Genomic DNA, 23,552 nt, shown 5'->3' with positions numbered 1-23,552 from the left:
AAAGATTCCATTTTAACTAACTAGCGTGTCCGTGGACAAGGATAGGGTTAAGGACATTGCCCTAAAGCATGCATTAATCAATGCCGTAAAGTTCAATGGAAAGGCAAGTATGAATGCAGTAATTTCTAAGGTATTTGCTGAGGACCCATCACTTAGGCCCATGGCCAAGGAAGTCGCCCAAATCGTTAAGGAAGTCATCGATTACGTGAACTCCCTAAGCATTGATGAACAAAGAAATCTACTAATGAGTAAATGGCCTGAGGCCCTTGGGGAGAGGAAGGTTGAGACCTATAAGAAGGGAATTGAGGATTTGCCACCACTACCCAATGATAGTAAGTATGAAGTGATAACCCTAAGGTTCGCTCCAAACCCTGACTTCGTACTTCACCTGGGCAGTGCTAGGCCGGCTATCATAAATTATGCATATAAACTAAAATATGAGGGCTTGGGTAAGAAGGCTAAGTTCATACTTAGGTTTGAGGATACCGACCCAAGGACCAAGAGGCCGCTTCCTGAGGCCTATGACGCAATTAAGGAGGACCTGAGGTGGCTTGGTATTAGGTGGGATGAGGAGTATATACAGTCAGATAGATTGGGGATTTACTATGAAATTGCTAGGAAGATTCTTGAGAAGGGTGGTGCCTACGTTGCTGCTAAGGATAGTGGGTGCACACCTGATGATTGGAAAAAGTCTAAGGTAACCGGTAAGCCCTGTAAGAATAGGGATGCTGACCCAAGCGTTAACCTTGAGCTTTTCGATAGAATGCTTGAGGGTCATTATAAGGAGGGTGAGGCGGTCATGGTGATAAAGACTGATCTTCAGCACCCAGACCCAAGCGTTAGGGATTGGGTTGCCATGAGGATCATAGACACGACTAAGTACCCACACCCAAGGGTTGGTTCTAAATACATTGTTTGGCCAACGTATAACTTCTCCGTGTCTGTCGATGACCACCTAATGGGTATAACACATATACTTAGGGCTCAGGAGCACTCGGTAAATACCATTAAGCAATCCTTCATTTATGTGCATATGGGTTGGGAGCAGCCCGAGGCTATTCATTTTGGTAGGCTTAAGATTGTGGGCATGACATTAAGTAAGACTAAGTTAAAGGCGCTTGGTATTAAGTGGGACGACATTAGGTTACCAACACTCGCAGGCCTTAGGAATAGGGGTATTCAGCCAGAGGCCATTTGGAATATAATGCTGCAAGTCGGTGTTAAGCCCACGGATGCCACGATATCCTCAGCAAACCTATTTGCTGAGAATAGGAAGATAATCGAACCAAAGGCTAATAGGTACATGGCCGTGATAGACCCCATCAAGGTAATAATTGAGGGGGTTACGGAGGAGTTAACGGCTAAACTACCAATGCACCCATCATACCCAGAGCGTGGATTTAGGACATTAACTCTAAAACCTATCAATAATGAGATAACGGTATTCATAAGTAAATCAGATTATGATAAGGCGGGCCCCGGCTCAGTAATTCGACTGATGGAACTCGCGAACATAGAGGTGATGAGTAAGGGCAGTGATTCATTAACCGCCAGGATACATAGCAGGGACCTTGAGAGCGCCAGGAGGGTTAATGCTCCAATAATCCAATGGGTACCACCCAATGGGTTGCCGATGAGAGTTGTAAGGCCTGAGGACTTAAAGCTCGTTGAGGATGTGGGGCTTGCGGAGCCGGGGGTGGAGCAGGTAAGTAATGGTGAGATAATACAATTTATGAGGTATGGTTTTGTAAAGAAGGTGGAACGTGATAGGTTCATTTACGTCCATGACTGAAACGTAGCAGTAAATCCATTGTTTACGAAAAATTAATTTAATGCATGAATTAATAAGTCAATGTATGAGGGTGTGGTATAGGTGTTTAAGGTGCGGTTATACTACTGAGGCATCTTCATGGTTTTGGCGATGCCCTAAGTGCGGTGGCCCACTTGATTTGATCATTGATGGTTTAAGGCTCACACTTAGTGAGCGTAGGGACTTATGGAGATTCTCCAGTGTAATACCTGCAAGGCCCTTTGTTAGTCTTGGTGAGGGTCTTACACCGTTGATTAATGCATCCTTCCTCGGTAAGAATGTTTATCTAAAACTTGAGTATCTCAATCCAACTGGTTCGTTTAAGGACAGGGGTTCTGCCGTCGCCGTGTCTAAGGCCCTTGAATTTGGCGCTAGGGCTGTGGTCGAGGATTCAAGTGGTAATGCTGGGATCTCTATAGCGGCATACGCAGCCGCGGCTGGCATTAAGGCTAGGATATACGTACCTAGGGACGCGCCTGAGGGTAAGAAGAGCCTTATAAGGTCGTTGGGGGCTGAGTTAATCGAGGCTCCTTCTAGGGCTGAGGCAGGTAAAATGGCCATTGACTCCGTAGGACCTAGTGAAGTATACGTTGGGCATGCATGGAACCCCTGGTTTTTGCAGGGTACGAAAACCCTGGCATACGAATTGCTTGATCAATTAGGGCATGTCCCCGATGCAGTAGTTCTTCCAGTATCAGCGGGTACGTTACTCCTCGGCCTATGGATTGGCTTTAACGAGCTGTTGAATCTCGGTCTCATTAATAAGATGCCGAGATTATACGCTGTACAGGCCCAGGGATTTGCAAGCCTTTATGAGAAGATGCATGGTGAATCCATGAAGGAGCCAACGAAACTTGCAGATGCACTTAGAGTATCTAATCCACCACGACTTGAGCAGTTGGTCAACGCCATCAGGAGAAGTAATGGTGATGTGCTAGTGATTATGGATGATGAGCTTCTGCAATCATGGAAGTTATTACTAAGGAGGGGGTTCATTATCGAACCAAGCAGTGCAATAGTTCTCCCTGGCTATATGAAGTTACTGAATAGCAATTATCTAAGTAAGGATGATGAAGTCGTGATAGTACTAACGGGTAGTGGCTTAAAGTATATAGATATAATGAGTAAAATATAATGGAATATATTTAACAAGAGTAACCTTTATAAACACGTACTATTCCCTACGTACCGTGAGGGTCTCAACAAGGAGCAATGCATTCCCTGGATCCGCAATTAGGGGTGTTAATGAGGAGGTTGTTAGGCTTAGGGGTTTTGGTGTTAGGGTTTTTGAGTTTCATATTGGTCAGCCTGGCCTTCCGCCCAGTAGAGATTTGCTCCTTGAGTTTACGAGGGAGCTCCTCGAGAAACCCTTCGAATATAGCATGTACACGCCAAGTAGTGGTATTGAGGAACTGAGAGAAGCAATAGCCGAAGACTACACAAAGTACTCAGGGGTTAAGGTAGGTAATGTCAATGTTTCAGTGACCGCAGGTTCTGCCGAGGCTATACTAGCGGCTCTCATGGCTATAATCGATGAGGGTGATGAAGTCGTACTCTTCGACCCAACATACCTAATGTACGAACCAGTCATTAATTACCTGGGTGGTAGGGTTGTTAGGGTTAGGGCGAGGGAGGAGCTTGGTTGGGAGCCGAGCGAGGAGGATGTTAAGGCCGTGATGAATAGGAGGGTTAAGGCGGTAATAGCCGTCAATCCAGATAACCCAACGGGCAGGGTCCTGAGTGAATCAATGATTAAGTTGTTAATTGACTTAGTCCGTGACTATGATGCGTTCCTCATATATGATGAGGCATATAGGCACCTCTATTACGAGGGCTCTCACACATACGCCATTAGGTATGGTCTTGAGAATGTCATTGCACTGAATACGTTTTCGAAGGATCCGGCAATGCCGGGATGGAGATTAGGCTATGTGATTGCTCATGAAGACTTCATAAAGGTATTCAACAGGGTTAAGCAGTACACGAACCTAAATCCACCAACACCAGCCCAGTATGCGGGGTTGCTATATCTCAGGAAGTATAAGGAGAAGTACCTAAGTGAGACCCTACCAATCTACAAATCAAGGATGGAAACCATGTATAAAGCCATCAGGGAGTACTTGTCCGATGTGATTGTGGTAAAGCCGAGGGCGGGTTTATTCATGTTTCCAAATCTAAAGCCATACCTTAAGAGACTTGGTATGGGTGATGTGGATTTTGTAATGAAGCTACTCAGGCAATGCCATGTAGCAGCAGTGCCAGGGTCGGCCTTTGGGGAAGGTGGTAGGGATCATTTAAGGTTGACTTTCGCAAAGGAAAACGAGGAAGCCATAAGGGAGGGAATAAAAGCAATAAGTCAATGTTTATCATAGGCATTTTCAAGTATTTTCCTTAGCCTATCTATATCAATGTGGCTACCGGTTATTATGGCAACTACGTTGTAGGCACCACGTTGATTAAGTCTCCTTATTAGGTCGCCATTGATTATGGGTCCTATGGCTATGGCGCCAGCCCCCTCTGCCACAACGTGCTCATACTTCAATAATAGGTATATCGCCCTCTCAATGTCGCCCTCACTGACTAGGAGTACATTATCTAGATAGCGCCTTATGTACTCAAAGGGTATCTCGCCAGGTCTTGAGGCGAGTCCATCAGCTATTGTCTTAATATCACTTAGCACCACGGGCTTACCCTCCTTAAGAGATAGTACGTAAAACGGCGCACTCTCAGGTTGAACCCCATAAACCCTTACGTCAGGTTTAATATGCCTCATTAGGTAAGACACACCAGCCGGTAAGGCGCCACCACCAAGTGGTATAAGTATGGCGTTAACGTTGGGCAGTTCCTCAAGTATCTCAAGCCCAATGGTTGCATGACCGGCAATTATGTAGTGATCATTGAATGTGTGTACAAGCTTAATCCTTGGGTTACTTGAAACGATCTCAAGGGCCCTTTTCTCGGCCTCCACGTATGATCTGCCATACTTAATAACCTCAGCGCCGTACCTCTCCATATCCTCAACCTTAGACCTTGGCGTTGTCTCCGGAACAACCACCGTGGCCTTGACCCTCAGTATGTTGGCCACGTATGCCAACGCAACGGCATGATTTCCCGTGGATACCGTCAGGAAGTGCTCATAACCCTCACGCATGTACTTATGTACCGCAAAGATCACACCCCTAACCTTAAAACTACCACTCCTCTGTAAATTCTCCAGTTTCAAGTAAACGTTGAGGTCATTACCCGATAAGTATTCCGACCTGTACAGTGGTGTCCTAATCACGTAACCCAACAACTCCATCCTCTTAATGAACTCCCAAGCCTCCCAAATAAGAGACATTAAATCGACCATGCCACCATTACTGATGTTTATGCCCATAATATATTATAAAGAAAAGTCGCAATTTTTAGTTTTAACGCTATATTAATGATTATATTATTTATTTCTTCATCTCCTCGATTATTTGATCTATGGCCTTAGTTCTAAATGCACTATAAACAGCCCAGTAATGGAATATTAACGTAACCACCGCTGCTATCACCGTATCCACGGGGAACGGTATGACTTTGTGCAGACCGAAGGAGCCGTAATAAGAAAGCACCGTGATCACTATCATGTAGGTGGGTAACCAAACACCAGCCCTGAACTCCTTTCTTAAATATTCACTGCCTAGGTAATAAAGCACGGCCATGCTGATGTATACTAATAAGGCTGTGACTATAATGTACATGAACAACCCCATATCATTATAGACCTTTAGCCCCTTGGTTAAACCATAGAAGTAGGAGAAGGATGCTGCTATACCCACGGCATCGATAAGCCCCAGAGTCAATGAGATGGGGAGCCTTACATTCAATCTCTTATACGCATAATAACCAAAGTATATGGGCAACCCTATGAACACCGCTAAGAAGAACTTAGACACTGTACCAAATCCAGACCAATAAATAACAAGGGATGCTGCAAGTGTGGCAAGTGGAGCTAAGACTGGCATGGCCCATAGCTTAAATGCTCGAGGAAGCTCGGGCGCCGTCCTTCTCAATGCTTGCACAGCTATGCCGCCAATTACCATGTACGTGAGCACCCTACCAACTGTAGTAAATGAAACTATTGATTGCCAAGTCGGAAATGGTAATAGATATAGAGCACCAAGTATCGCTATTGTGATGAGAGACCACTTAGGTATCTTAGTTCGGCTTAAAGTTAGGAACCATGATGGTAAATAACCATCAGCAGCAACACCATAGAGAGCCCTCGTTGCGCCCCCTGTGGATACGAAACCAGTGCCTGCAGGCGAAACCACAGCATCGGTTAGAAATACGATAACCCAGGCCGTTAGGAGGGCGGCCGCTGCGGGAATAACGAACTTAAGTGATTCAAGTAATTGAGCTATTGGTGCCTTAGATATTGAGGATGTCCTCAATGCCGACCATGCGCCCTCCTTAATGCCAATCACGTCCCAATGAATCGCACCTATGAATGCAAGCTCAAGTAGCATGTAAATAATCATCGCGATTAAGATCGCGCTTATGACCGCAAATGGTATATCCTTACTGGGATTCCTACCCTCACCACCATACTCAATAGCTTGCCTAAAACCAAGGTAAGCAAATAAAACGCCGCCGGTGGGCATTGCGTAAAACACTGCTGCCCAGCCTGTGTATGGCGCGGTACCACTTGTTGGTATGAAGCCGCCCCCTGCGGTGAAGTTGGCCGGGTTGAAGGCCAAGGCTATCATTATTATCGCGGTTATTGAAGGTATCAAAAGCTTCCACCAACCGACGCCATAGACAACATCACCAACAGCCTTAACGCCCATGTAATTCACATAAACGAACAAGGCAAGAAATAGGTAGGCAACCACGTATCCGAGTACCGTTAATGTGCCCGTAGATGTGTTATATAACTGTGGGAAGAAGAATGATAAGTATCTGGTCGCCGTTAAGGCCTCCGTAGGTGGTACAGCCGTTATTGCTAAGAAATAAGACCAACCAAGTAGGAAACCTGCAAAGCCACCAAATACATAATGTGGGTATCTAACGAGGGCGCCGGATTTCGGTATTGCAGAGGCGATCTCGGCATTAGCGAATGCTATGAGAAGTATTATTACTCCAGCTATTATCCAAGCTAGTAAGGCAGCACCTCCTGCATACGATGCGGCATACATTGGTGCAAACAACCAACCTGCGCCAATTATTTCACCTATTGAGAGAAACAATAACCTACGCCTATCCAAGGCCCTACGTAACTCCCTATCGGTCCTAATCCCGAAGTCCTCAGCCATACGGCCTGAATTATTTTTATCAATTTATAAATTTTATAATATGTAATTATATATTTTAATATTGTATCATTACTAGCATTTATATAGCATTAAATCTTACATTTAAGAGACTAAAGATAGTGTAAAAGTTGCATAAATAATTTAACTTAAAGAAATAAGTAACATGATGAATATTAATAAAAATAATGATATAAAAATCAATTATTTTATTAATGTATTTATAGCAAGCAATGAAGTTGATGTAGATGTTTGGACTTAAGGATGGGTTAGGTAATAGGTCTATTAATTATTTAAGGTTTTAAATAACTATATTTAGGAAAATAAATTAATAGATCTATTCTTTGATTTCATACGTATGGTCGTAAGCATCGGAATGGGTAAGTTCTTGACTTTAACGGAGATAATCGGGGTTTCTAGGAATTATGAGGAGGTTAGGGTGGGTAGTGATGCTTTAGTTGCGGTCGAGCGGTCTCGGAGGATCCTTGAGGAGCTTATTCATGGTAATGTAAGGATTTATGGCGTTAATACGGGACTTGGTGACCTATACAATGTGACTGTTAATCCTGAGGATGTGGCAAAGTACTCGCTAGAGATGCTCATTGATCATTCAACGGGTGTTGGTGATTATGCGCCTGATGATTGGGTTCGGGCAACGATGTTGATTAGGGCCCACCAATTATCTCTGGGATACAGCGGGATTAGGGGTATTGTCGTGGAGAGATTAATCGATTTCCTGAACATGAAAATAACGCCATTAATTCCTAGGTATGGCTCAGTTGGCGCTTCGGGAGATTTGGCGCCATTGGCTCACATGGCATTAACCCTGCTGGGCAAAGGATTCGTTAAATACCAAGGTAAAGCAATGCCCAGCGCTGAGGCTCTTAAGTTGGCTGGTCTTGAGGAGTTAAGGCTTAGTTATAAGGAGGCTTTATCATTAATTAACGGAACTAGCTATAGTGCTGCAGTGGCTTCATTGGGTATTTGGGATTCTTATAAGTTATTGAGGGCTGCCGTGGCTGTTATGGCGCTGGTTATTGAGGCTTCGCGGGCGAGTATTGCACCGTTAAGCGTCGAGGCAAACGCAACCAAACTGCATAGGGGTGAAGCGGAGATTGCCAGGGTAATGAGTGAATTACTAAATGATAGTAAGAACGTGAATACCAGTGGTAGGGTTCAGGACCCATACTCAATCAGGTGTATGCCCCAGGTATTAGGCTCAGTACTTGATTCACTTACTTGGGCATTACGCAATGTGTTAAATGAAGTTAACTCGGTTAGTGATAACCCAATAATAATCAATAATAGTGTTTACTCAACCTGCCACTTTCACGGACAGTACATAGCCCTATCAACAGACCTACTTAATACGTCCTTAGCCGTGCTTGGCAATTTAATTGAGAGACAAGTAGCGCAATTGCTTAGGAGGGAAATAAATGGCGTCAGTAATTATCTAGCCAATGGTCCCTGGCGCGTTGGCTTAATGCTAACGCAATACACGGCTGCTGCCCTATCAGCGAGACTTAGGGAATTATCAACGCCATCCACGGTTCAGAACATACCAACAAGCGGCTTTCAGGAGGATGTTAACTCCATGAGCGCTAACTCCGCAATAAAGCTTCACGAAATTAATTCATTAGTTGCGCAATTAATAGCCATATTAGCCTACGATACTTACATGGTGGCTAGCACTAATAATGCATGTAGGAATTGCGGTAGGATGACTACCCGTATTTATGATGTGATTAATAAGTACGTTGCAGGGGCTCAGTCGCATAATGAGGCAATAACAAGGTTGGTGGGTGCGATTGATGAGCTTTCAAGCCTTATTAACCTGAGAGTTAATCCATCGTAATCACCGATCCATCAGCCTTACCAATTATTACTCTGGAAACCCTCCTGCCATTAAATATCCCAACCTCAACTACGCCAGGTAATTCCTTAATGGTCCTCTCTAAATCCTCAATATTCACTACGGCCCTGGGCATATAATCAATTATGTAATTACCATTGTCAGTCACCACCGGCCCCCTCTTACCACTGCCAAACCTAAGCTCAGCCGTACCACCCAACTCCTCAAGTCTTGCCTTAACTATAGACCAGGCAAAGGGTATAACCTCAATGGGTATCGGGTGCTTACTCGGTATTGAATCAAAGACCTTCGATTCATCAATGATCACTATGAACTCCCTAGCCCAATAGTCAATTATCTTCTCCCTGGTCAGGGCAGCACCGCCACCCTTAATTAGGTTCTTCCTCCTATCAACTTCATCTGCACTATCAACGGCGACGTCGATTCTATCAACCTGCCAGGGATAACGTAATAAATTAGCCAACCCCAACCTCACTATTTCAATCTCAGTCTCCGTGGATGTTGGTACCAAGAGTACATTATTTATGACCCCATTAATTATTAGCCTATGAAGTTCCCTAAGGAAGACCATTGCCGTGGACCCAGTACCAACACCGATGACGTAACCACTCCTGGCATACTTAAGAGCCTCCTTAGCCGCAGCCTCCTTCGCAACATCAGTATTGTCCACGATAGTTATGGTTAATCAATAAATTTAACGATTACCTACATCCACGAGTTTTACTAACTCATTACTGCACATAGAGGAATCCTTATTTAAGCACAATCTAAGTGCCTCAGCAACCTTAATGGCATCCCTACTCTCGCTAACATTATGCGTCCTAACAGCGTCAGCGCCCATGAGCACAGCAATGGCCTCGGCAGATACCGATGCAAATAACCTCTCCTCAGGCGGCGCCCTCCTACGCATTAACCTCTCAAGGAACGACTTCCTCGAAATACCAACAAGGACGGGCCTATTTAATTCACTCCTTATCTTATTGATGTTCATTATAATTATCGAGTCCCAGGAATACCACGGGTAGGTATTATCACCGCGTATGTAATCACCCCTTAACGGTTCACCACCAGTAAGTATTGGATCCATGCTCAGTGGAGGCCATGCACCAATACCTGGGTCAATAACAATACCACCCTCATCAATGCCATTACCCAACGCAATTTCTAAGCTCTCCCTCAGTGCGCCTACCGTCCTGCTAACAGGGTCACCGCCCTGACCCGGTACTCTTTCCCTTGCCATGATTATTACGGACGCTCCATGATTAGATATTACGCGGGCCATATCACCATCACCCTTCAATCCAGTGACGTCATTAATAACGTTGGCGCCTGCGTTCAACGCCTCCTCAGCGACTCTAGACCTAAATGTATCGACGGATATCGTTAATTCAGGGAACTCCCTCCTCAAGGCCTTAATCACCGGCACGACCCTACTTACTTCCTCATCAACGCTGATCACGGTCTTATTATACGGCGCCGTGGACATCCCACCAACATCAATTACGTCAACGCCGCTAGAGATCATGGCTTCAGCAGCCTTAAGCGCCTCATCAACCGTCCTCCTCACTGAACCCTTAAAGAAGGACTCAGGACTGACATTAATAACTCCGACCAACCTAACAGGCTCGCCATCCCCAACCCAAACACGGCCAAGCCTAGCCCTCGGCATACCTAATTCCCTTTAGTGAGCAAGACTTATTATGTCCTAGATTTAAGGATTAGTAATGAATCTATCATTAGGCGAGCAAATACTCATCTTAATTAGGGAAAGAGGACCATTAACCGCTGAGGAAATAGCATACTACCTGAGGAGGGATATTAAGGAGGTTACCGAGGAGCTTCAGTACCTTGAGCACGATAAGTTAGTTACGAGGGTTAAAAGGGGCCTTATATTTAAGAAGGAGGCCTTTGATTTAACGCCAACAGGTCTTGAGGAGGCGCAAAAGGCCTATGAGAAGCTGAAAAGCATATCAGAAAGAATAATCAGCAAAATAAACAATATAAATGACGAGGAACTTGAGGAATTACTTAATCAATACGTTTCGTTAATACCATTAATGATACTCCTAAACCTAATACCACTCGAACTATTAATGCTAATGGGCCTTGACATGTTACTGATGGGGCCGGTAATAATCCATGGCCATTAAATACGGTGTATCAAGATAAGTATGTAAATTACATAACCAAGAAGCCCCATTACCGCCACGTCCCAGGTAAGCCTCCCCCTAACGACGTGGTATAGCATTGCAGAGGATATTGCCTCAACCACGATAACGCTAATCAAAGCCTCAATACTAAGAGACCACCTAGTAACGATTAGGGCTATGGCTGGGTACACGGTTGAGTAAAGCACCTTCTCACCAATTAACGCGGCAACAGCCATCGTATCACGCCCCCTCAAGGTCCATATAGCCGCGGTTATTGACTCGGGCAGCACCGTAGCCGTAGGCACGATTATTATCGATAAACCCATCACATCAAGCATGGAACTACGTGACAACTCAATTATCCCCGCAACCATAGCCCTAGAACCCATAAATAGTAAGGCTACGGAAACAGCAAGCTGAATCATGAGTAAAAGCCATTCCCAAAGTCTTGATATCCTAACGATCCTGAGCACGTAAAGCCCCTCATAATCCTCAATAGCTAAGCCCTGCTTAGCCCTCATTATGTAGATATACGATAGGTAAATTGCAAGTAAAAGAACCGCTATTACTAACCTAACCTGGAGCGAATTAATAAAGGCTGGTAAGAGAACCGTGGGGAAGAACACTACAACCACAATAAACGGCGTCACCAATACCTTATCGACCTCAAGAACCACGTCGCTCCTGTAACGCAGGTAAAATCCTATGATAGCGATAATAAAGATCATTGGGTATACAATAGTAGATACCACAAAAGGTTCTCCAATCACCGTGCCCACGGCAACATCCTCACCGGACACACCACCGTAAATCAGGAAAGCAACCAGGAAGACCATAAGCTCAGGGAGTGATGTTAAGATGGGTGATAGCACAGCACCAACGAAGGATGCTCCAACCCCATACCTATGACTTATGTATTCCATCGCATTGGTAAAGAGCCAACCACCAATAAGTACTGAGAAGAATCCAGCAATTATGTACAGAATTACCATTAGCACTTTACCAACCCCAGCCAAAATAATGAAAAGACAATATTTAATAAGTCCAACCCGCACAAGGGTTTGATGAGCCTCCCAGCAACACTCTTCAAAAGATACGAACTGCCGCCACTACCATATTCAATAAACGCCCTTGAACCACACATAAGCGGTCAAGTAATTGATGTGCACTATAATGGGCATCATAAGGGCTATGTAAACGGTGCCAACGCAACAATCGAGAGACTTGAGAAGATAATTAAGGGTGATGTAACAAGCTATGACATACAGGGATTACTAAGAAGTCTATTCTTCAACGTAAACGGCCACAAACTCCACACACTATACTGGTACTCAATGGCACCACCAGGAAAGGGCGGAGGAACACCAGGCGGCTACCTCGGCGACTTAATAAAGAAGCAATTCGGGAGCTTCGATAGGTTTAAGGCATTATTCACGGAGGTCATGAGGTCCCTGCCAGGCTGTGGATGGACCGTACTATACTACGACCCAGAGACCGGGAACCTCGAATTCACAACCTTCGAAAACCACTACAACCAACACATTGCCGAGCTACCAATCCTACTGATAGTCGATGAATTTGAACATGCATATTACCTCCAATATCGTTCTAACAGGAACGGCTACATAGACGCTATTTGGAATGTACTGAATTGGGAGGAAGCTGAGAATAGATTAAGGAAATACATAAAGTAAATGCGTTATCAGCAATATCTCTCTTTTTAAAATTCTAAATTTTAATTTTTAACAATAATTATTATAATTATAATTTAAGTACCTTAAAAGTTAGTTTGGTTAATAATAGTGATGGCTTTTAATGAGAGATGTTGCTCAGACCAGGATGTGGCGGTTAATGACCAAGTAACTTATAACATTTTAAAGAGTGATATAAATGAGGAGCTACTTAGGAGGAATAGAATTTGCTATGGCATTAAAAGAAAGGGTTTAAGGTATAGATGTGGTGAAGAAGTTAAAGATCCAGGTCTAATTAAAGATATTATTACCTTATTAATTGAAGCAATTAATCGTTTAATAGAATTAAGAGTTTGGAATGCTTATTGGATAGATGGTAATAGGAAGGAATGGGAAATTATTAAGGAGAGGGTTGTATCACTTAAGGATAAGTATAGTGATGCCATCGATAAATTATTAACGGTAATTAATAAGGTAATATACCATATTAATGAATTTAAGGATTATTGGATTAAGTACGTGAGTATTGAGGTTCAGAATTTAATTAAAGCCGTAATAAGTGGTAAAGCTGAAATTATCCTTGGTAAATCGTTGGAGCCAACTATTAGGATATATGGAAAACATGTTATAATCCACATTGATAAAGTTAATGGGGCAATGACGATTAAAATAGTGCTGAGTAACATTAATGGCGTAATTATTAACGTGCCAAATATCTTCAGTTCATTAGCACCTAATAAGAGATACAAAGATTTAATTAAGGATCTCACAGCATTACGAGCCGGCTTTGCTGTAAGTGATGAGGGCATAAGCAAGGGCAGACCATACATGACTACTACGCAGCCCTGGCAAGCATTATTTTGGGCAATGCTTTATCCGGGCGAGGTTTATGTACGCATACCCTTCGTAAATATTAATGCAGATAACATTATGATTATGTGGTGGTTGAGGGCTAATAACTACTTATCATTTAAGAAGGGCATATTTAAAATGGTTAGAAAGAACTTTAACGATAGGCAGTTAATGGAATTTCTCTTCACGGCAATATTAGGCGACGGGAGCGCGAAGAATTACGAGTATAGGGGAGTGAAAAGACCGTTTATCATGATCTCCACCACAGAATATAAGAAGTGGGAATCAATATTACGTAGAATAGGATTAAGGCATTGGAAGCCTAACCCTAATCAGCATGGCATAATCATGATAACCTACTGTTGCTCTAATGCCATTGAATTGGCTAGAAGGATCATAAATGTGTTACCGCCCGAAGTGCAAGATCTTCTAGATGCCTTAAACATAGATAAATGGGTGGAGATAAGACAAATTGCACAGCAGGAAATAAACTGGAGACCTGGTGAGATGAAGGTAATGGTTTTGGAATAGAACTTAGTCTACATGTTATATCTAAAAATTCGATGGAATTAATATACTACACATTTGATGAAGATGAGGCAAATATCGTTTACAACGAGTTAAAGAGTGTGCTTGAAGATATTGTTGATGGTGAGCCATGCCGTATACGGCAATATGGTAAGAGGTATGAGGTTGTCATAACGTGGGCTACCCTGAAGGCATTAGTGGTAAGGAATTGTGATATAAGGATTCAGATCATTCAGGTACTCCGTAGGAGACATGAAAACGTGAAAAGTAATGAGCAGAAATGGAAAATAGCCCATGCCTTAAACGAAATAATGAAGATAGCACCAATAGGAAATTGTCCACAAATAGTTTAAAGCTTAATCATTACTGATTATTTAGGTTTAAGATATCTTGATATCAATGCGAATCACGTCTTACTAATCCATATGGCATTGACTATTATCGCAGAGGCGAGCATACTCGTCACATCATTAACATCAAAGGGCGGTGTGACTTCAACAATATCAAAAACCCTGGGCCTTAACCTAATGCTTAATTCGCGAACAAGTCTAATTACCTCCCTTGACGTGAAGCCACCAGGTGATGGGCTATTGACGCCGGGTGCGAATGCTGGGTCGACAACATCAAGATTAATGCTCAGGTGAACAACCCTATTGTTAGTATTACTCACAATCTCGCTGACCACAGCATTAATGCCCATGGAGTCCACCTGATCAATCGTGTATACCGTAATACCTAACTTCCTAGCCTCATCAAATAGGTATGGTGCGTTTGAATAAGTCCTAACGCCGATTATGGCTATATAGGCGTTTGGGTCAACACTCCTAATCCACCTAACGACCTGCCCGCTCGTCAGACCCTCGGTAATGACCCTAACATCGGGGTGAGCATCAAGTAGGACATACGCCAACCCATCATTAACTGCCTTCCTCAAGCCTCTAAACGCTGCGTAGGAGGATGTACTGTCGCCACCAATGACGATCAACTCCCTAACAAGCCCCAACGCCTCACTGACCGTCTCCTCAACCCTACGCCAAGTCTCATTATGATCACCAACAACCACATCAACATCGCCGAGATCAACAATCGAAACATTGCTGAAGATGTAGGGTGAGGAGTAAAGCCAGGACCTAACCCTGGCAGGGGCAAGCCTAGAGCCAGGTCTCGTACCTACCGCCCCATCCCAGGGAACACCGAGAATACCAACATCACCACTAACCCAACCTCTCTTGATAACCTCGCCGATCCTGATATCACCAGGGTCCTTGATAAACTTATACATGGACTCCCTAACAAACCGCATACAAGATAGACAATGACGATAGTATTAAAAGTACTACGTCACGAATTTAAACCTCAAGAACCTCAACACCTACCCTCTTAGCCCTCCTCTTTAATTCCTCATCAAACGTGAATAAAGGCTTACCAAGTACATACGCAGTCCCAAGTATTACCAGATCATTAAAACCGCCAAGCCCCCAGCCAACATCCCGCATCACACGTAATACCCATTTAATAATGTCATTATCACACACTAAAACCACCTTCCTATGGTTAATTAAGTTACTTAAAATGTCCGTAGCACGATCCCTCGGCACATTAACGGATCTAAAAAACCAAGCCAGCTCATAAATAACAATGTGAGGTAGGAACCACCTATTCAGGTCGTTTAAAACCTCGACAGCCCTGGCATGCTCCCTAGAATCCTCGACTATATAAAATATCAACGCATTAGTATCAATCACTGCCTCTGACATTCCTCATCAAACCCTCCTCAATGAGTCTATTAATATCATCAATTGTTAACTCCCTACCCAACCTGATCATTGGTATCTCCTGAATAACCTTCTTAAGGATAATACGATCACCATCAACCTCAACACTCAACAAATCACCAACCTTAATCCCGAGCCTCTCCCTAATGCCCGCGGGTATCGTGACCTGATAATTCCTAGTAACCTTAACCAAGGTCTTCACAATAAACTAAATAATTACTTCAATAAAAGCATTTCTACTAAGTTAAAATAAATAAAGCTAAAGCTTAAGAAATACTTCCGAATATTCTTAACTTCCTTATAATTAATTTATATTTATTATTATAATCTTAAGAATATTCAGCAACAATTTAGTTAATCTAGTTATAATTTTTAAATATTATTCCGCGTATAAATATTATAAGTAAGTGCAACAAGTCTTATTTTTGACACCTATGAATAGACCTCGATAAGTATGGCGACCCAAACAACGGCAAAGATTGATTGGTCATCACTATGGAAGAAGGAAGATTGGTGGGCGCTGTGGATTGGTCTCCTCATATTCTTCCTGTCATTACCTGGGTATTACGGCATTTACTTACTTGGTTGGGTACCTAGAGCCTCGGCGCCATGGCTTAACCCATCAAAGAGCATAGTAATTGTTGGGCAGGCATTGACGATGACTAAGGCATACCTGGGCCTAAGCCCGTTGTTTAGTGTTCTTTTCTTCTACTTATTCCTACTGGTTATTCTGACGTTTGCGGCCTGGTTAATGGGTCATAACGTTAAGAGGTTCATGGCGGGTTTCACAATAATGTTCATATTAACCTTCGGTTTCTGGTGGCTCTTTGGCTATGCCTACTTCAACGCCACGCCTGATCAATACACTAAGCTTCACATCACCTGGTCAATACCCGTGGGGGCAGACGGTATATTAATATACCTACTACTCGTGGGCCTATTCATATCCAACGTAATATTCTACAAGAAGTTACCGGCAGTTCTAGAAACGGGCGCCAGGACTGAGTGGTACATAAAGACTGCCATAGTCCTCCTGGGAGCCCTAGTCGGTGCCTCATCGTTAAGGTACATATCATTAGCTGTCGGCCTCGTTGAGAGATCGCTTATTGCCATAGTCGCTGCCTACCTAATTTACTGGCCAATCTCATACCTAATATCTTGTAAGGTATTCAAGCTCGACATTAAGTGGTCAGCAACACTCGCATCGGGCGTTAGTATATGTGGTGTATCCGCAGCAATAGCCACAGCCGCGGCGATAGGCGCCCCATCAATAGTGCCGGCAACCGTGGCATCAATAATAGTATTATTCGCAGCAATAGAACTGGTGATACTGCCGTTCGTGGCCGCTACGTTCCTAAAATGGGCGCCTTACGCCGCTGGTGCTTGGATGGGCCTATCCGTTAAGACCGATGGCGCGGCCGCCGCAAGCGGCGCCTTGACTGACGCCTTAATCAGCGCCCAGCCGGGTCTCGCCATTTATAAGACTTGGGTATTAACGACGGCAGTCATGACTAAGGTATTTATTGACATATGGATTGGGTTATGGGCATTTATACTTGCCGTGATATGGGTGACTAGAATCGAGAGAAAGCCTGGAGAGAGGGTTCCAGCCATGCAAATCTGGTTTAGATTTCCCAAGTTCGTCCTTGGTTACTTAGCCACATGGTTAATACTATGGGGCATCGGTTTCACGGTTGGCGCCACCGTGTCGTGGAAGTTCATGGTTGGCGGTATAACGCCACAGACCGAGTTATTTAGGTACTTCTTCTTCGCCCTCACATTCATGTCAATAGGGCTTACGACTAGGTTCAAGACGTTTGCCGAGATAAGGGCTGGGCGTATGATAGCTGCTTACATAGTATCACTAATAATCATAATATTAATAGCCCTAGGCCTATCAGTAGCCTTCTTCGCGGGTTTACCACCACCAAAATAAAGTAGTGAGTAATGATGAATTTCAAAATTAAATTGATAAATTCAATTCCTTCTCACAAACATAAAGATTGAGCATAATTTCAATACCCTCATAAATAACTTAAAGAAACCTTATTAAGATTAAACAGGTTACTCTAGATTGTAGCATTATAACACTAACCAGTCAATGCACTACATGTTATAGGCTATACGATGTTTAACACATTACCAATACTGTGGTCTATAACTCCTCCTAGCCCTACCATTAGGATCGCCGCTGATTCTCCAAACGCCATTCCTAAAATCCTCAACGATAATACCCAGAGAACCAGCAAGGTAATCACTAATTAAAACCTCACGCTCAATCTCAGAAATAACTGCATCGGAAAGTACGGGCGTTGTTTCATAGTCGTCTTCAATTATCGACACGTAGATCGACGAAGGCAGTATGTATAGCCTGGTTGGGCCCGCCACGGTACCAAACAGCTGAATCCTACCTTCAACCAGGACCTTATCCCACAACCCAAGGCGCCTGGCTAAAGTCATTGGTAATAATATCTGCGGAGTATCACTTTCAAAACCACTATTGACCAGAGCTATCGTGGCCTCCTCCCTCCCTTCCCTCGTTCTCAACCTTACTCGAATCCTCACCGCCAAGCTCGATCACCCACGGATGCTTATAGGCAGGATAAAGCCTACCAATCCTACCCCTAACTTCCACGTCCCCATCAATCCTATACAACCTACCAATCCTATTCACAATAAATTAACTTAACAACCAGGTATAAAAACTTGATTAAATTAGCCCCATATTATAACCAATACGGAAAAATAAAAATACAGTAATAAATAAATCATACTTTGATCACCATGTCAGTCCCTCAAAAATACAGGGGCAGGCCCATCGAGGAATTAATCTCGGCCGGTTATTACGACCCTGAGACCAGGACCGTCCACGCGATCACCGGCACAGAGCTTCACGTACATAGCCGTGATTGGCAACTCGAGGGTCCACTGCGGATGCTCTTCCACGTGCTCGATCCCGCGGTCGCCAAGGATCCAAAGAATCTAATCGTCTATGGCGGTACGGGTAAGGCCGCGCGTTCGTGGGATGACTTCGAGGCCATCGTGGATTCCCTACTTACTATGGACAGCGAAGACACACTAGTGATACAGAGTGGCCAGCCCGTGGCCATTTGGAAACTCGGTAAGCATGCACCGAGGGTTTTGATGAGCAATGCCATGCTCGTTCCCAAGTGGGCCGATTGGAAGATATTCTGGGAGCTCGAGGCCAAGGGATTGATAAGCTTCCACCAAATGACCGCTGGTTGCTGGGCTTACATTGGAACCCAGGGCATTCTCCAGGGAACCTACGAAACAATTGGGGCGGCAGCGGACAGGCACTTTGGTGGCTCACTCGAAGGTAGGTTAGTGGTTAGTGCTGGGCTTGGAAACATGGGTGGTGCACAGCCATTGGCCATTAAGATGCTTGGCGGTGTGGCGTTAATAGCTGATGTTGATAAGAGGATGATACAGAGGATGATAGATACTGGTTACCTGGACACGTGGACAGACAACCTGGACAAGGCCATAGACATGGCCCTCGATGCGAAGGAGAGAAGGCAAGCAACGAGCATAGGTGTCCTCGCTAATGCCGTGGACCTACTCGAGAAGTTAGTTAAGGAGAACATAGTCCCTGACATACTCACGGACCAAACACCAGCTCACGACCCATTATCCTACGTACCTCAAGGACTCGCTGTAGAGCAGGCTGAACAGCTAAGGAAGAGTGACCCAGAGAAGTACATACTATTGGCTAAGGAGACAATGAAGAAGCACGTGCAACTAATGCTTCAACTGCAGGCCAGGGGTGCCGTGACCTTCGAGTACGGCAATAACCTAAGGAAGCAGGCATATGATGCCGGTGTTGAGGATGCATTCAAGATACCAGGGCAAATGGAGTACATGAGGCCATTGTTCGAGGAGGGCCGTGGACCATTCAGGTGGACAAGCCTAGTCGGTGATCCAAACGACATATACAAACTAGATGACGTATTAATAACACTCTTCGAGAAGAAAAACCCAAGACTAGTCAGGTGGATTAAGAACGCCCACCAATACGTGAAATTCCAGGGACTACCTGCCAGGGTGGTTTACCTAGGCTATGGTGAGAGGGCATTATTCGGTAAGATCGTTAGTGAGATGGTTAGGAAGGGCGAGTTAAGTGGGCCGATATGGTTCGGCAGGGATCACTTAGACAGTGGATCTGTTGCTTCGCCCTTCAGGGAGACTGAGGGCATGCTAGACGGCTCAGACGCAATAGGTGACTGGCCAATACTGAACTACGCGCTAAACACTGCCGCTGGCGCCACATGGACTTGCTTCCATCACGGCGGCGGTGTCGGGGTCGGATTTAGTATTCATGCTGGTTTTGGTATGGTTGTTGATGGTACTGAGCTTGCTGAGGAGAAGGCCCTCAGGGTCTTCACTGTAGACCCGGGATCGGGTATTGTTAGGCATGCCCATGCTGGATATCCGAAGTCCCTGATGGTTGCTAGGGAAAAGGGTGTCAGGATACCAATTATTGATAGGCTTGAGGAGAAGAGTAAGCGTGTGATTGAGGAGGCGTATAGGGAGGGTAGGATTAGTAGGTTCACGTATGAGAGGGTTAAGAAGGATCTTGAGGAGTATGAGGCGAGGAAGCAAAACTATAGGGCGCCCTTCAATACTTAGTCAGAGCCGCCTTAAGTCGGCTCATTATCAAACCTGGCTGAATTTCATTCTTATTATTGGGTCCATTATTTCGTACTCGCCATGGGCTACCCTAGTTATTATGCTCATCTTCATTAGATTGCTTAAGGCCCTCTCGACCTCGCTTAGTGCCACGTACTTATTGAGTCTTAGTGTTATGTACTCTCTAATCTCATTAAAGTGCTTTCTACCCCTGGCTATAGCCTCTAGCACCAACCCATAATAAATTGACCTACTTAATAGTGACTTCAAGTCGCCGTCTATGAGTTTCATAGCCCTCTCATAAATTTCATTGATATTATTTATTCCGCGTACCCTGGCATTACCGTAGTATGTTAGCCACCCTACGATACCATCGAGCTTATCGACTACGTCAAGTACTTCATTTATTGTTACTTCAACTCCGTATTGTCTAAAGCCGGTTATTAGGAATTGAATTGATGCGCCCCTACTGAATGGTTTTATTGTTAGCTCCTCGACGAACCTACCGTAAAGTGGTGATTTGGGGTTATCAAGGCCGAGGAAGTCATGCAGTAGGCCGACCTCGGAGCCCGTTAGTACGACCTTAACATTATTTAGGTTATCGTATGTATAGGCGAGTACTTGTGTGAAATCAATCTTGCCGAATCCCTTCATCATTCTGAGTATTTGGGCTTCGTCAATTGCAATCACTATTTGGCTTAGGTTCATGGATAGTGCGTTTAGTAAGTCCGTCAAATGGGCGTTCCTCCAATCAATCTCAACATTAAGTTCAATGCCGCTATCGAGTATGTTTATGCCCCGAACTGCCCTTGTGATATTCCTAATGGCATTCTCAAGGCGCCATTTAATGGATAATTCGGTCAGGCAGTTTGATATTAGTTGGTAAAGTCTTCTTTTTGTGAAGTCATTCTCAAGCATTCTTGCATCAATGTAGCAATAGGGTATGCTTGCCTCATTTAGGGAGACCCTTAGCACCGATGTCTTACCTACACGCCTAATTCCGTATATTGCAAGGAACCTTGACTTACTCCTTATGAAGTTTACGATGGCATTTACCTCGTTATCTCTACCGAATAGGTCTTCTCTCTTCGATTTTGGCTCAAGGTCGAATAGCATGAAATAAGCACCCCTGTATATTATACACAGGGGTGTTTAAATCTTGATCCTTGATCTAAGAACAATCGGTTTTTAAGCCCTGAATAGGTAATATTTCGATGCCGAGTAGTGATAAGAGGGGATTGCCCAAGCTTGAGGTCAGGGGCTTCGTTGGTTATATTAGATATATTGCTTATTTAGGGACATATGATGAGTATGTCAGGGGATTGAGAAGGAATGACCACTTGGTTAAGGATAATGTTAAGGAAGGGAAGCAATGAATTAGTTACCTGTGCCTTAGCCAATACGGGGTTTGAGGGCCTGGGTCCGGACATATTAATGCCCGTGAATGTTGCCCAAAGACTTGGGTTGGGCCTCTCGGGTGGTAATGTTGAGGTTTACGCGGTACGTACTGCGTCGGGTATTGCTCCAATATATCGCCTTAAGGAAAATATTGATGTTAAGGTGTTAGTCAATGATAGGGACACGCCAATAATTGGGTTAACGCCAGTGGTTTCCGAATCCGTGGATTACGTAATCCTTAGTGATAAGGCTCTGACGGAGTTGAGGGTGGTCATTATTGATGCTGGTAATGGCATTTGGTGCTTTAGGGATGAGTTAGGTAGGGTCTCTAGGGGCTCGTGCACGCCAGGTTAGGTTATGGCAATATGCAGTAGTTGATGGGCCACTGTACCTATTGTGTATGTGGCTGCCGCGGCGCCGAGGGATAGGGCTACGTTCATGATCATTGTGCGCGCTATGCGGCCGCTCCCTGATATCGCCGTTAGTAGACCGCTAATGGCCTGGGCCAGGGCCACGAGTATTATTGATACGTAGAGTGAGCCCACGTTACCGATTAAGTGGCCAAGTAGTGGGAATGGCGCAATAACGAGTAGTGCTCCTATTAGGTAGAAAATGCCCGTGTATAGGGCCGACCTGCCAGGGCTTTCGAGTGCCTCCTCGGATAGGCCGACCTCGCTTACTTCCGTTATCCTCTTGCTGATGTTTACATCGATTGATAGGCTGGGGGCTACCTCACTGGCTGTTTTCTCGTCGATACCCATCCTACTCAATGCATCCTTAACCCTCCTCGTCCTATCCTCCACGTCTAGGTTCTCAAGCTCTATGTCTATCTTCGAGAGCATGGTCTCCCTAATATCCCTCTGGGCCTTCGTCGACATGTAAGCCCCCACGGCCATTGAGAGAGTGCCCGCAGTACCAACTATTAGGCCGGCTAGTGTTATGAGTATTGGATTTGTGACTACGGGAGCTAGACCAGCCACCGCTGCCAAGACCTCCACTAATCCATCGCTCATTCCATACATCGCATCTCTTATATTATTAATAAATGCCTCAAACCTCGACGCCTCCTCCTTAAAGACCTCCTCATGTAAGACCTCGTCAAGTAGTATTTCCCTAAGTCTGTCTGTGTATGGGCCGAGCGCCCTCTTTCTAACCATCTCACCGTACCTCTTAATTGCCTCAACCTCGGCACTCTCCCTTAACTTCACGAGAAAGCCAAGACCGAGTAATCTCCTAATTAATACCGAGAACGTCACAGAGAATCTTGACGGCTTAATACCACTAACATCAATACCCGCCTGCTTCGCAATGAATTTCCAAAACTCTGCATGACCAACCTCATACTGAGACAACTTTAGTAACTCCTCCCTTAACTTATCGTTGTTCTCTACCCTGGCCAACGCCGCGTAGATCTCGGCATCCGTCAATTCATCCTTATAATTCTCAAGGATCTCATCTTTACTGAGTTTAAGTTCCATCACAACCTACGTAAGTACATGAACTTATAAGTCTATATTCTAGGATAACTTATAAAGTAAAGCCAAAA

24 protein-coding genes are annotated in these 23,552 nt (G+C 44.4%); 12 read left to right on the top strand and 12 right to left on the bottom strand.

Annotated features, from left to right (window positions below):
- The first annotated feature begins 25 nt into the window (after positions 1 to 25).
- The 3 genes from VDIS_RS12270 to VDIS_RS12260 all read left to right on the top strand — a co-directional run bounded on the left by VDIS_RS12270 (position 26) and on the right by VDIS_RS12260 (position 4,182).
- Complete coding sequence (locus VDIS_RS12270; RefSeq protein WP_013337584.1) at positions 26 to 1,792, top strand: glutamate--tRNA ligase; 1,767 nt, start codon at positions 26 to 28, stop codon at positions 1,790 to 1,792.
- A gap of 64 nt (positions 1,793 to 1,856) precedes the next feature.
- Positions 1,857 to 2,945, top strand: coding sequence for a threonine synthase (locus VDIS_RS12265; protein WP_013337583.1), 1,089 nt, complete (start codon positions 1,857 to 1,859; stop codon positions 2,943 to 2,945).
- Between the two features lie 55 nt (positions 2,946 to 3,000).
- Entirely contained in the window at positions 3,001 to 4,182 is a 1,182-nt protein-coding gene (locus VDIS_RS12260) for a pyridoxal phosphate-dependent aminotransferase (protein WP_013337582.1), read from the top strand.
- Here VDIS_RS12260 and VDIS_RS12255 read toward each other — a convergent pair.
- Positions 4,167 to 5,189: a threonine ammonia-lyase gene (locus tag VDIS_RS12255; RefSeq protein WP_013337581.1), complete on the bottom strand. Its 1,023-nt coding sequence runs from the start codon at positions 5,187 to 5,189 to the stop codon at positions 4,167 to 4,169. The two genes, VDIS_RS12260 and VDIS_RS12255, sit on opposite strands and share 16 nt — an antisense overlap.
- Before the next feature lie 61 nt (positions 5,190 to 5,250).
- Positions 5,251 to 7,095 (bottom strand): APC family permease, encoded by a 1,845-nt coding sequence (locus VDIS_RS12250; RefSeq protein WP_013337580.1) that lies wholly within the window; start codon positions 7,093 to 7,095, stop codon positions 5,251 to 5,253.
- A gap of 355 nt (positions 7,096 to 7,450) precedes the next feature.
- On the opposite strand from VDIS_RS12250, the gene VDIS_RS12245 reads away from it, so the two are divergent.
- Positions 7,451 to 8,947: an aromatic amino acid ammonia-lyase gene (locus VDIS_RS12245; RefSeq protein ID WP_013337578.1), complete on the top strand. Its 1,497-nt coding sequence runs from the start codon at positions 7,451 to 7,453 to the stop codon at positions 8,945 to 8,947.
- Here the strand turns inward: VDIS_RS12245 and rpiA are convergent.
- Both rpiA and VDIS_RS12235 read right to left on the bottom strand, forming a co-directional pair.
- Positions 8,934 to 9,635 carry a ribose-5-phosphate isomerase RpiA gene (rpiA, locus tag VDIS_RS12240; RefSeq protein WP_013337577.1) on the bottom strand — a complete coding sequence of 234 codons (702 nt, stop codon included), beginning with the start codon at positions 9,633 to 9,635 and terminating at the stop codon, positions 8,934 to 8,936. The two genes, VDIS_RS12245 and rpiA, sit on opposite strands and share 14 nt — an antisense overlap.
- A 24-nt stretch (positions 9,636 to 9,659) precedes the next feature.
- Positions 9,660 to 10,634, bottom strand: coding sequence for a dihydropteroate synthase (locus tag VDIS_RS12235; protein WP_013337576.1), 975 nt, complete (start codon positions 10,632 to 10,634; stop codon positions 9,660 to 9,662).
- 55 nt (positions 10,635 to 10,689) lie between these two features.
- Here VDIS_RS12235 and VDIS_RS12230 point away from each other — a divergent pair, with 55 nt between their 5' ends.
- Positions 10,690 to 11,115 carry a helix-turn-helix domain-containing protein gene (locus VDIS_RS12230; protein ID WP_013337575.1) on the top strand — a complete coding sequence of 142 codons (426 nt, stop codon included), beginning with the start codon at positions 10,690 to 10,692 and terminating at the stop codon, positions 11,113 to 11,115.
- On the opposite strand, the gene VDIS_RS12225 is transcribed toward VDIS_RS12230, so the two are convergent.
- On the bottom strand, positions 11,112 to 12,107 hold the full coding sequence (locus tag VDIS_RS12225) for a sodium:calcium antiporter (protein WP_013337574.1): 996 nt from the start codon (positions 12,105 to 12,107) through the stop codon (positions 11,112 to 11,114). The two genes, VDIS_RS12230 and VDIS_RS12225, sit on opposite strands and share 4 nt — an antisense overlap.
- Positions 12,108 to 12,179: 72 nt before the next feature.
- Between VDIS_RS12225 and VDIS_RS12220 the strand changes: the two genes are divergently transcribed.
- From VDIS_RS12220 to VDIS_RS12210, 3 genes are all read left to right on the top strand, one after another.
- Positions 12,180 to 12,809 (top strand): superoxide dismutase, encoded by a 630-nt coding sequence (locus tag VDIS_RS12220; RefSeq protein ID WP_013337573.1) that lies wholly within the window; start codon positions 12,180 to 12,182, stop codon positions 12,807 to 12,809.
- Between the two features lie 147 nt (positions 12,810 to 12,956).
- Entirely contained in the window at positions 12,957 to 14,189 is a 1,233-nt protein-coding gene (locus VDIS_RS12215) for a hypothetical protein (protein ID WP_052885846.1), read from the top strand.
- A gap of 32 nt (positions 14,190 to 14,221) precedes the next feature.
- A complete protein-coding gene (locus VDIS_RS12210) occupies positions 14,222 to 14,539 on the top strand; it encodes a hypothetical protein (protein ID WP_013337571.1) in 318 nt (105 codons plus the stop codon).
- 53 nt (positions 14,540 to 14,592) lie between these two features.
- Here the strand turns inward: VDIS_RS12210 and VDIS_RS12205 are convergent, their stop codons facing one another.
- From VDIS_RS12205 to VDIS_RS12195, 3 genes are read right to left on the bottom strand one after another with little or no spacing between them, the layout of a single operon-like run.
- On the bottom strand, positions 14,593 to 15,489 hold the full coding sequence (locus tag VDIS_RS12205; protein ID WP_013337570.1) for an arginase family protein: 897 nt from the start codon (positions 15,487 to 15,489) through the stop codon (positions 14,593 to 14,595).
- Positions 15,490 to 15,535: 46 nt separating this feature from the next.
- A complete protein-coding gene (locus VDIS_RS12200) occupies positions 15,536 to 15,943 on the bottom strand; it encodes a PIN domain-containing protein (protein WP_013337569.1) in 408 nt (135 codons plus the stop codon).
- Complete coding sequence (locus VDIS_RS12195) at positions 15,924 to 16,163, bottom strand: AbrB/MazE/SpoVT family DNA-binding domain-containing protein (RefSeq protein ID WP_013337568.1); 240 nt, start codon at positions 16,161 to 16,163, stop codon at positions 15,924 to 15,926. Before VDIS_RS12195 ends, VDIS_RS12200 begins: the two co-directional genes overlap by 20 nt.
- Before the next feature lie 252 nt (positions 16,164 to 16,415).
- On the opposite strand from VDIS_RS12195, the gene VDIS_RS12190 reads away from it, so the two are divergent.
- A complete protein-coding gene (locus VDIS_RS12190) occupies positions 16,416 to 17,897 on the top strand; it encodes a putative sulfate exporter family transporter (protein ID WP_013337567.1) in 1,482 nt (493 codons plus the stop codon).
- Positions 17,898 to 18,100: 203 nt separating this feature from the next.
- Here the strand turns inward: VDIS_RS12190 and VDIS_RS12185 are convergent, their stop codons facing one another.
- Entirely contained in the window at positions 18,101 to 18,526 is a 426-nt protein-coding gene (locus VDIS_RS12185) for a hypothetical protein (RefSeq protein WP_148678357.1), read from the bottom strand.
- Complete coding sequence (locus VDIS_RS12920) at positions 18,459 to 18,635, bottom strand: hypothetical protein (RefSeq protein ID WP_171804864.1); 177 nt, start codon at positions 18,633 to 18,635, stop codon at positions 18,459 to 18,461. Before VDIS_RS12920 ends, VDIS_RS12185 begins: the two co-directional genes overlap by 68 nt.
- A gap of 110 nt (positions 18,636 to 18,745) precedes the next feature.
- Here VDIS_RS12920 and VDIS_RS12180 point away from each other — a divergent pair, with 110 nt between their 5' ends.
- Positions 18,746 to 20,608: a urocanate hydratase gene (locus VDIS_RS12180; protein ID WP_013337565.1), complete on the top strand. Its 1,863-nt coding sequence runs from the start codon at positions 18,746 to 18,748 to the stop codon at positions 20,606 to 20,608.
- A 27-nt stretch (positions 20,609 to 20,635) separates the two neighbouring features.
- Here the strand turns inward: VDIS_RS12180 and VDIS_RS12175 are convergent, their stop codons facing one another.
- On the bottom strand, positions 20,636 to 21,724 hold the full coding sequence (locus VDIS_RS12175; RefSeq protein ID WP_013337564.1) for an AAA family ATPase: 1,089 nt from the start codon (positions 21,722 to 21,724) through the stop codon (positions 20,636 to 20,638).
- 98 nt (positions 21,725 to 21,822) lie between these two features.
- Between VDIS_RS12175 and VDIS_RS12915 the strand changes: the two genes are divergently transcribed.
- Both VDIS_RS12915 and VDIS_RS12170 read left to right on the top strand, forming a co-directional pair.
- Positions 21,823 to 21,984, top strand: a complete 162-nt coding sequence (locus tag VDIS_RS12915) for a hypothetical protein (protein ID WP_013337563.1) — start codon at positions 21,823 to 21,825, stop codon at positions 21,982 to 21,984.
- Positions 21,962 to 22,360, top strand: coding sequence for a hypothetical protein (locus VDIS_RS12170; protein WP_052885844.1), 399 nt, complete (start codon positions 21,962 to 21,964; stop codon positions 22,358 to 22,360). Before VDIS_RS12915 ends, VDIS_RS12170 begins: the two co-directional genes overlap by 23 nt.
- Here the strand turns inward: VDIS_RS12170 and VDIS_RS12165 are convergent.
- On the bottom strand, positions 22,357 to 23,484 hold the full coding sequence (locus tag VDIS_RS12165; RefSeq protein WP_013337561.1) for a VIT1/CCC1 transporter family protein: 1,128 nt from the start codon (positions 23,482 to 23,484) through the stop codon (positions 22,357 to 22,359). The two genes, VDIS_RS12170 and VDIS_RS12165, sit on opposite strands and share 4 nt — an antisense overlap.
- Positions 23,485 to 23,552 lie beyond the last annotated feature (68 nt).

It is taken from the genome of Vulcanisaeta distributa DSM 14429 (assembly GCF_000148385.1).
GTDB lineage: Archaea > Thermoproteota > Thermoprotei > Thermoproteales > Thermocladiaceae > Vulcanisaeta > Vulcanisaeta distributa.
Note: the sequence above shows the minus strand (reverse complement) of the source record. Positions and strands in the feature narration are given on the sequence as shown.

Bases quoted from the DNA above. Each gene is read 5' to 3' on its own strand.
- VDIS_RS12205 (WP_013337570.1), bottom strand. From the start codon at position 15,489: ATGCGGTTTGTTAGGGAGTCCATGTATAAGTTTATCAAGGACCCTGGT.
- VDIS_RS12190 (WP_013337567.1), top strand. From the start codon at position 16,416: ATGGCGACCCAAACAACGGCAAAGATTGATTGGTCATCACTATGGAAG.
- VDIS_RS12250 (WP_013337580.1), bottom strand. From the start codon at position 7,095: ATGGCTGAGGACTTCGGGATTAGGACCGATAGGGAGTTACGTAGGGCC.
- VDIS_RS12175 (WP_013337564.1), bottom strand. From the start codon at position 21,724: ATGCTATTCGACCTTGAGCCAAAATCGAAGAGAGAAGACCTATTCGGT.
- VDIS_RS12210 (WP_013337571.1), top strand. From the start codon at position 14,222: ATGGAATTAATATACTACACATTTGATGAAGATGAGGCAAATATCGTT.
- VDIS_RS12225 (WP_013337574.1), bottom strand. From the start codon at position 12,107: ATGGTAATTCTGTACATAATTGCTGGATTCTTCTCAGTACTTATTGGT.
- VDIS_RS12235 (WP_013337576.1), bottom strand. From the start codon at position 10,634: ATGCCGAGGGCTAGGCTTGGCCGTGTTTGGGTTGGGGATGGCGAGCCT.
- VDIS_RS12165 (WP_013337561.1), bottom strand. From the start codon at position 23,484: ATGGAACTTAAACTCAGTAAAGATGAGATCCTTGAGAATTATAAGGAT.
- VDIS_RS12915 (WP_013337563.1), top strand. From the start codon at position 21,823: ATGCCGAGTAGTGATAAGAGGGGATTGCCCAAGCTTGAGGTCAGGGGC.
- VDIS_RS12245 (WP_013337578.1), top strand. From the start codon at position 7,451: ATGGTCGTAAGCATCGGAATGGGTAAGTTCTTGACTTTAACGGAGATA.
- VDIS_RS12265 (WP_013337583.1), top strand. From the start codon at position 1,857: ATGAGGGTGTGGTATAGGTGTTTAAGGTGCGGTTATACTACTGAGGCA.
- VDIS_RS12180 (WP_013337565.1), top strand. From the start codon at position 18,746: ATGTCAGTCCCTCAAAAATACAGGGGCAGGCCCATCGAGGAATTAATC.
- VDIS_RS12170 (WP_052885844.1), top strand. From the start codon at position 21,962: ATGTTAAGGAAGGGAAGCAATGAATTAGTTACCTGTGCCTTAGCCAAT.
- VDIS_RS12255 (WP_013337581.1), bottom strand. From the start codon at position 5,189: ATGGGCATAAACATCAGTAATGGTGGCATGGTCGATTTAATGTCTCTT.
- VDIS_RS12200 (WP_013337569.1), bottom strand. From the start codon at position 15,943: ATGTCAGAGGCAGTGATTGATACTAATGCGTTGATATTTTATATAGTC.
- VDIS_RS12230 (WP_013337575.1), top strand. From the start codon at position 10,690: ATGAATCTATCATTAGGCGAGCAAATACTCATCTTAATTAGGGAAAGA.
- VDIS_RS12220 (WP_013337573.1), top strand. From the start codon at position 12,180: ATGAGCCTCCCAGCAACACTCTTCAAAAGATACGAACTGCCGCCACTA.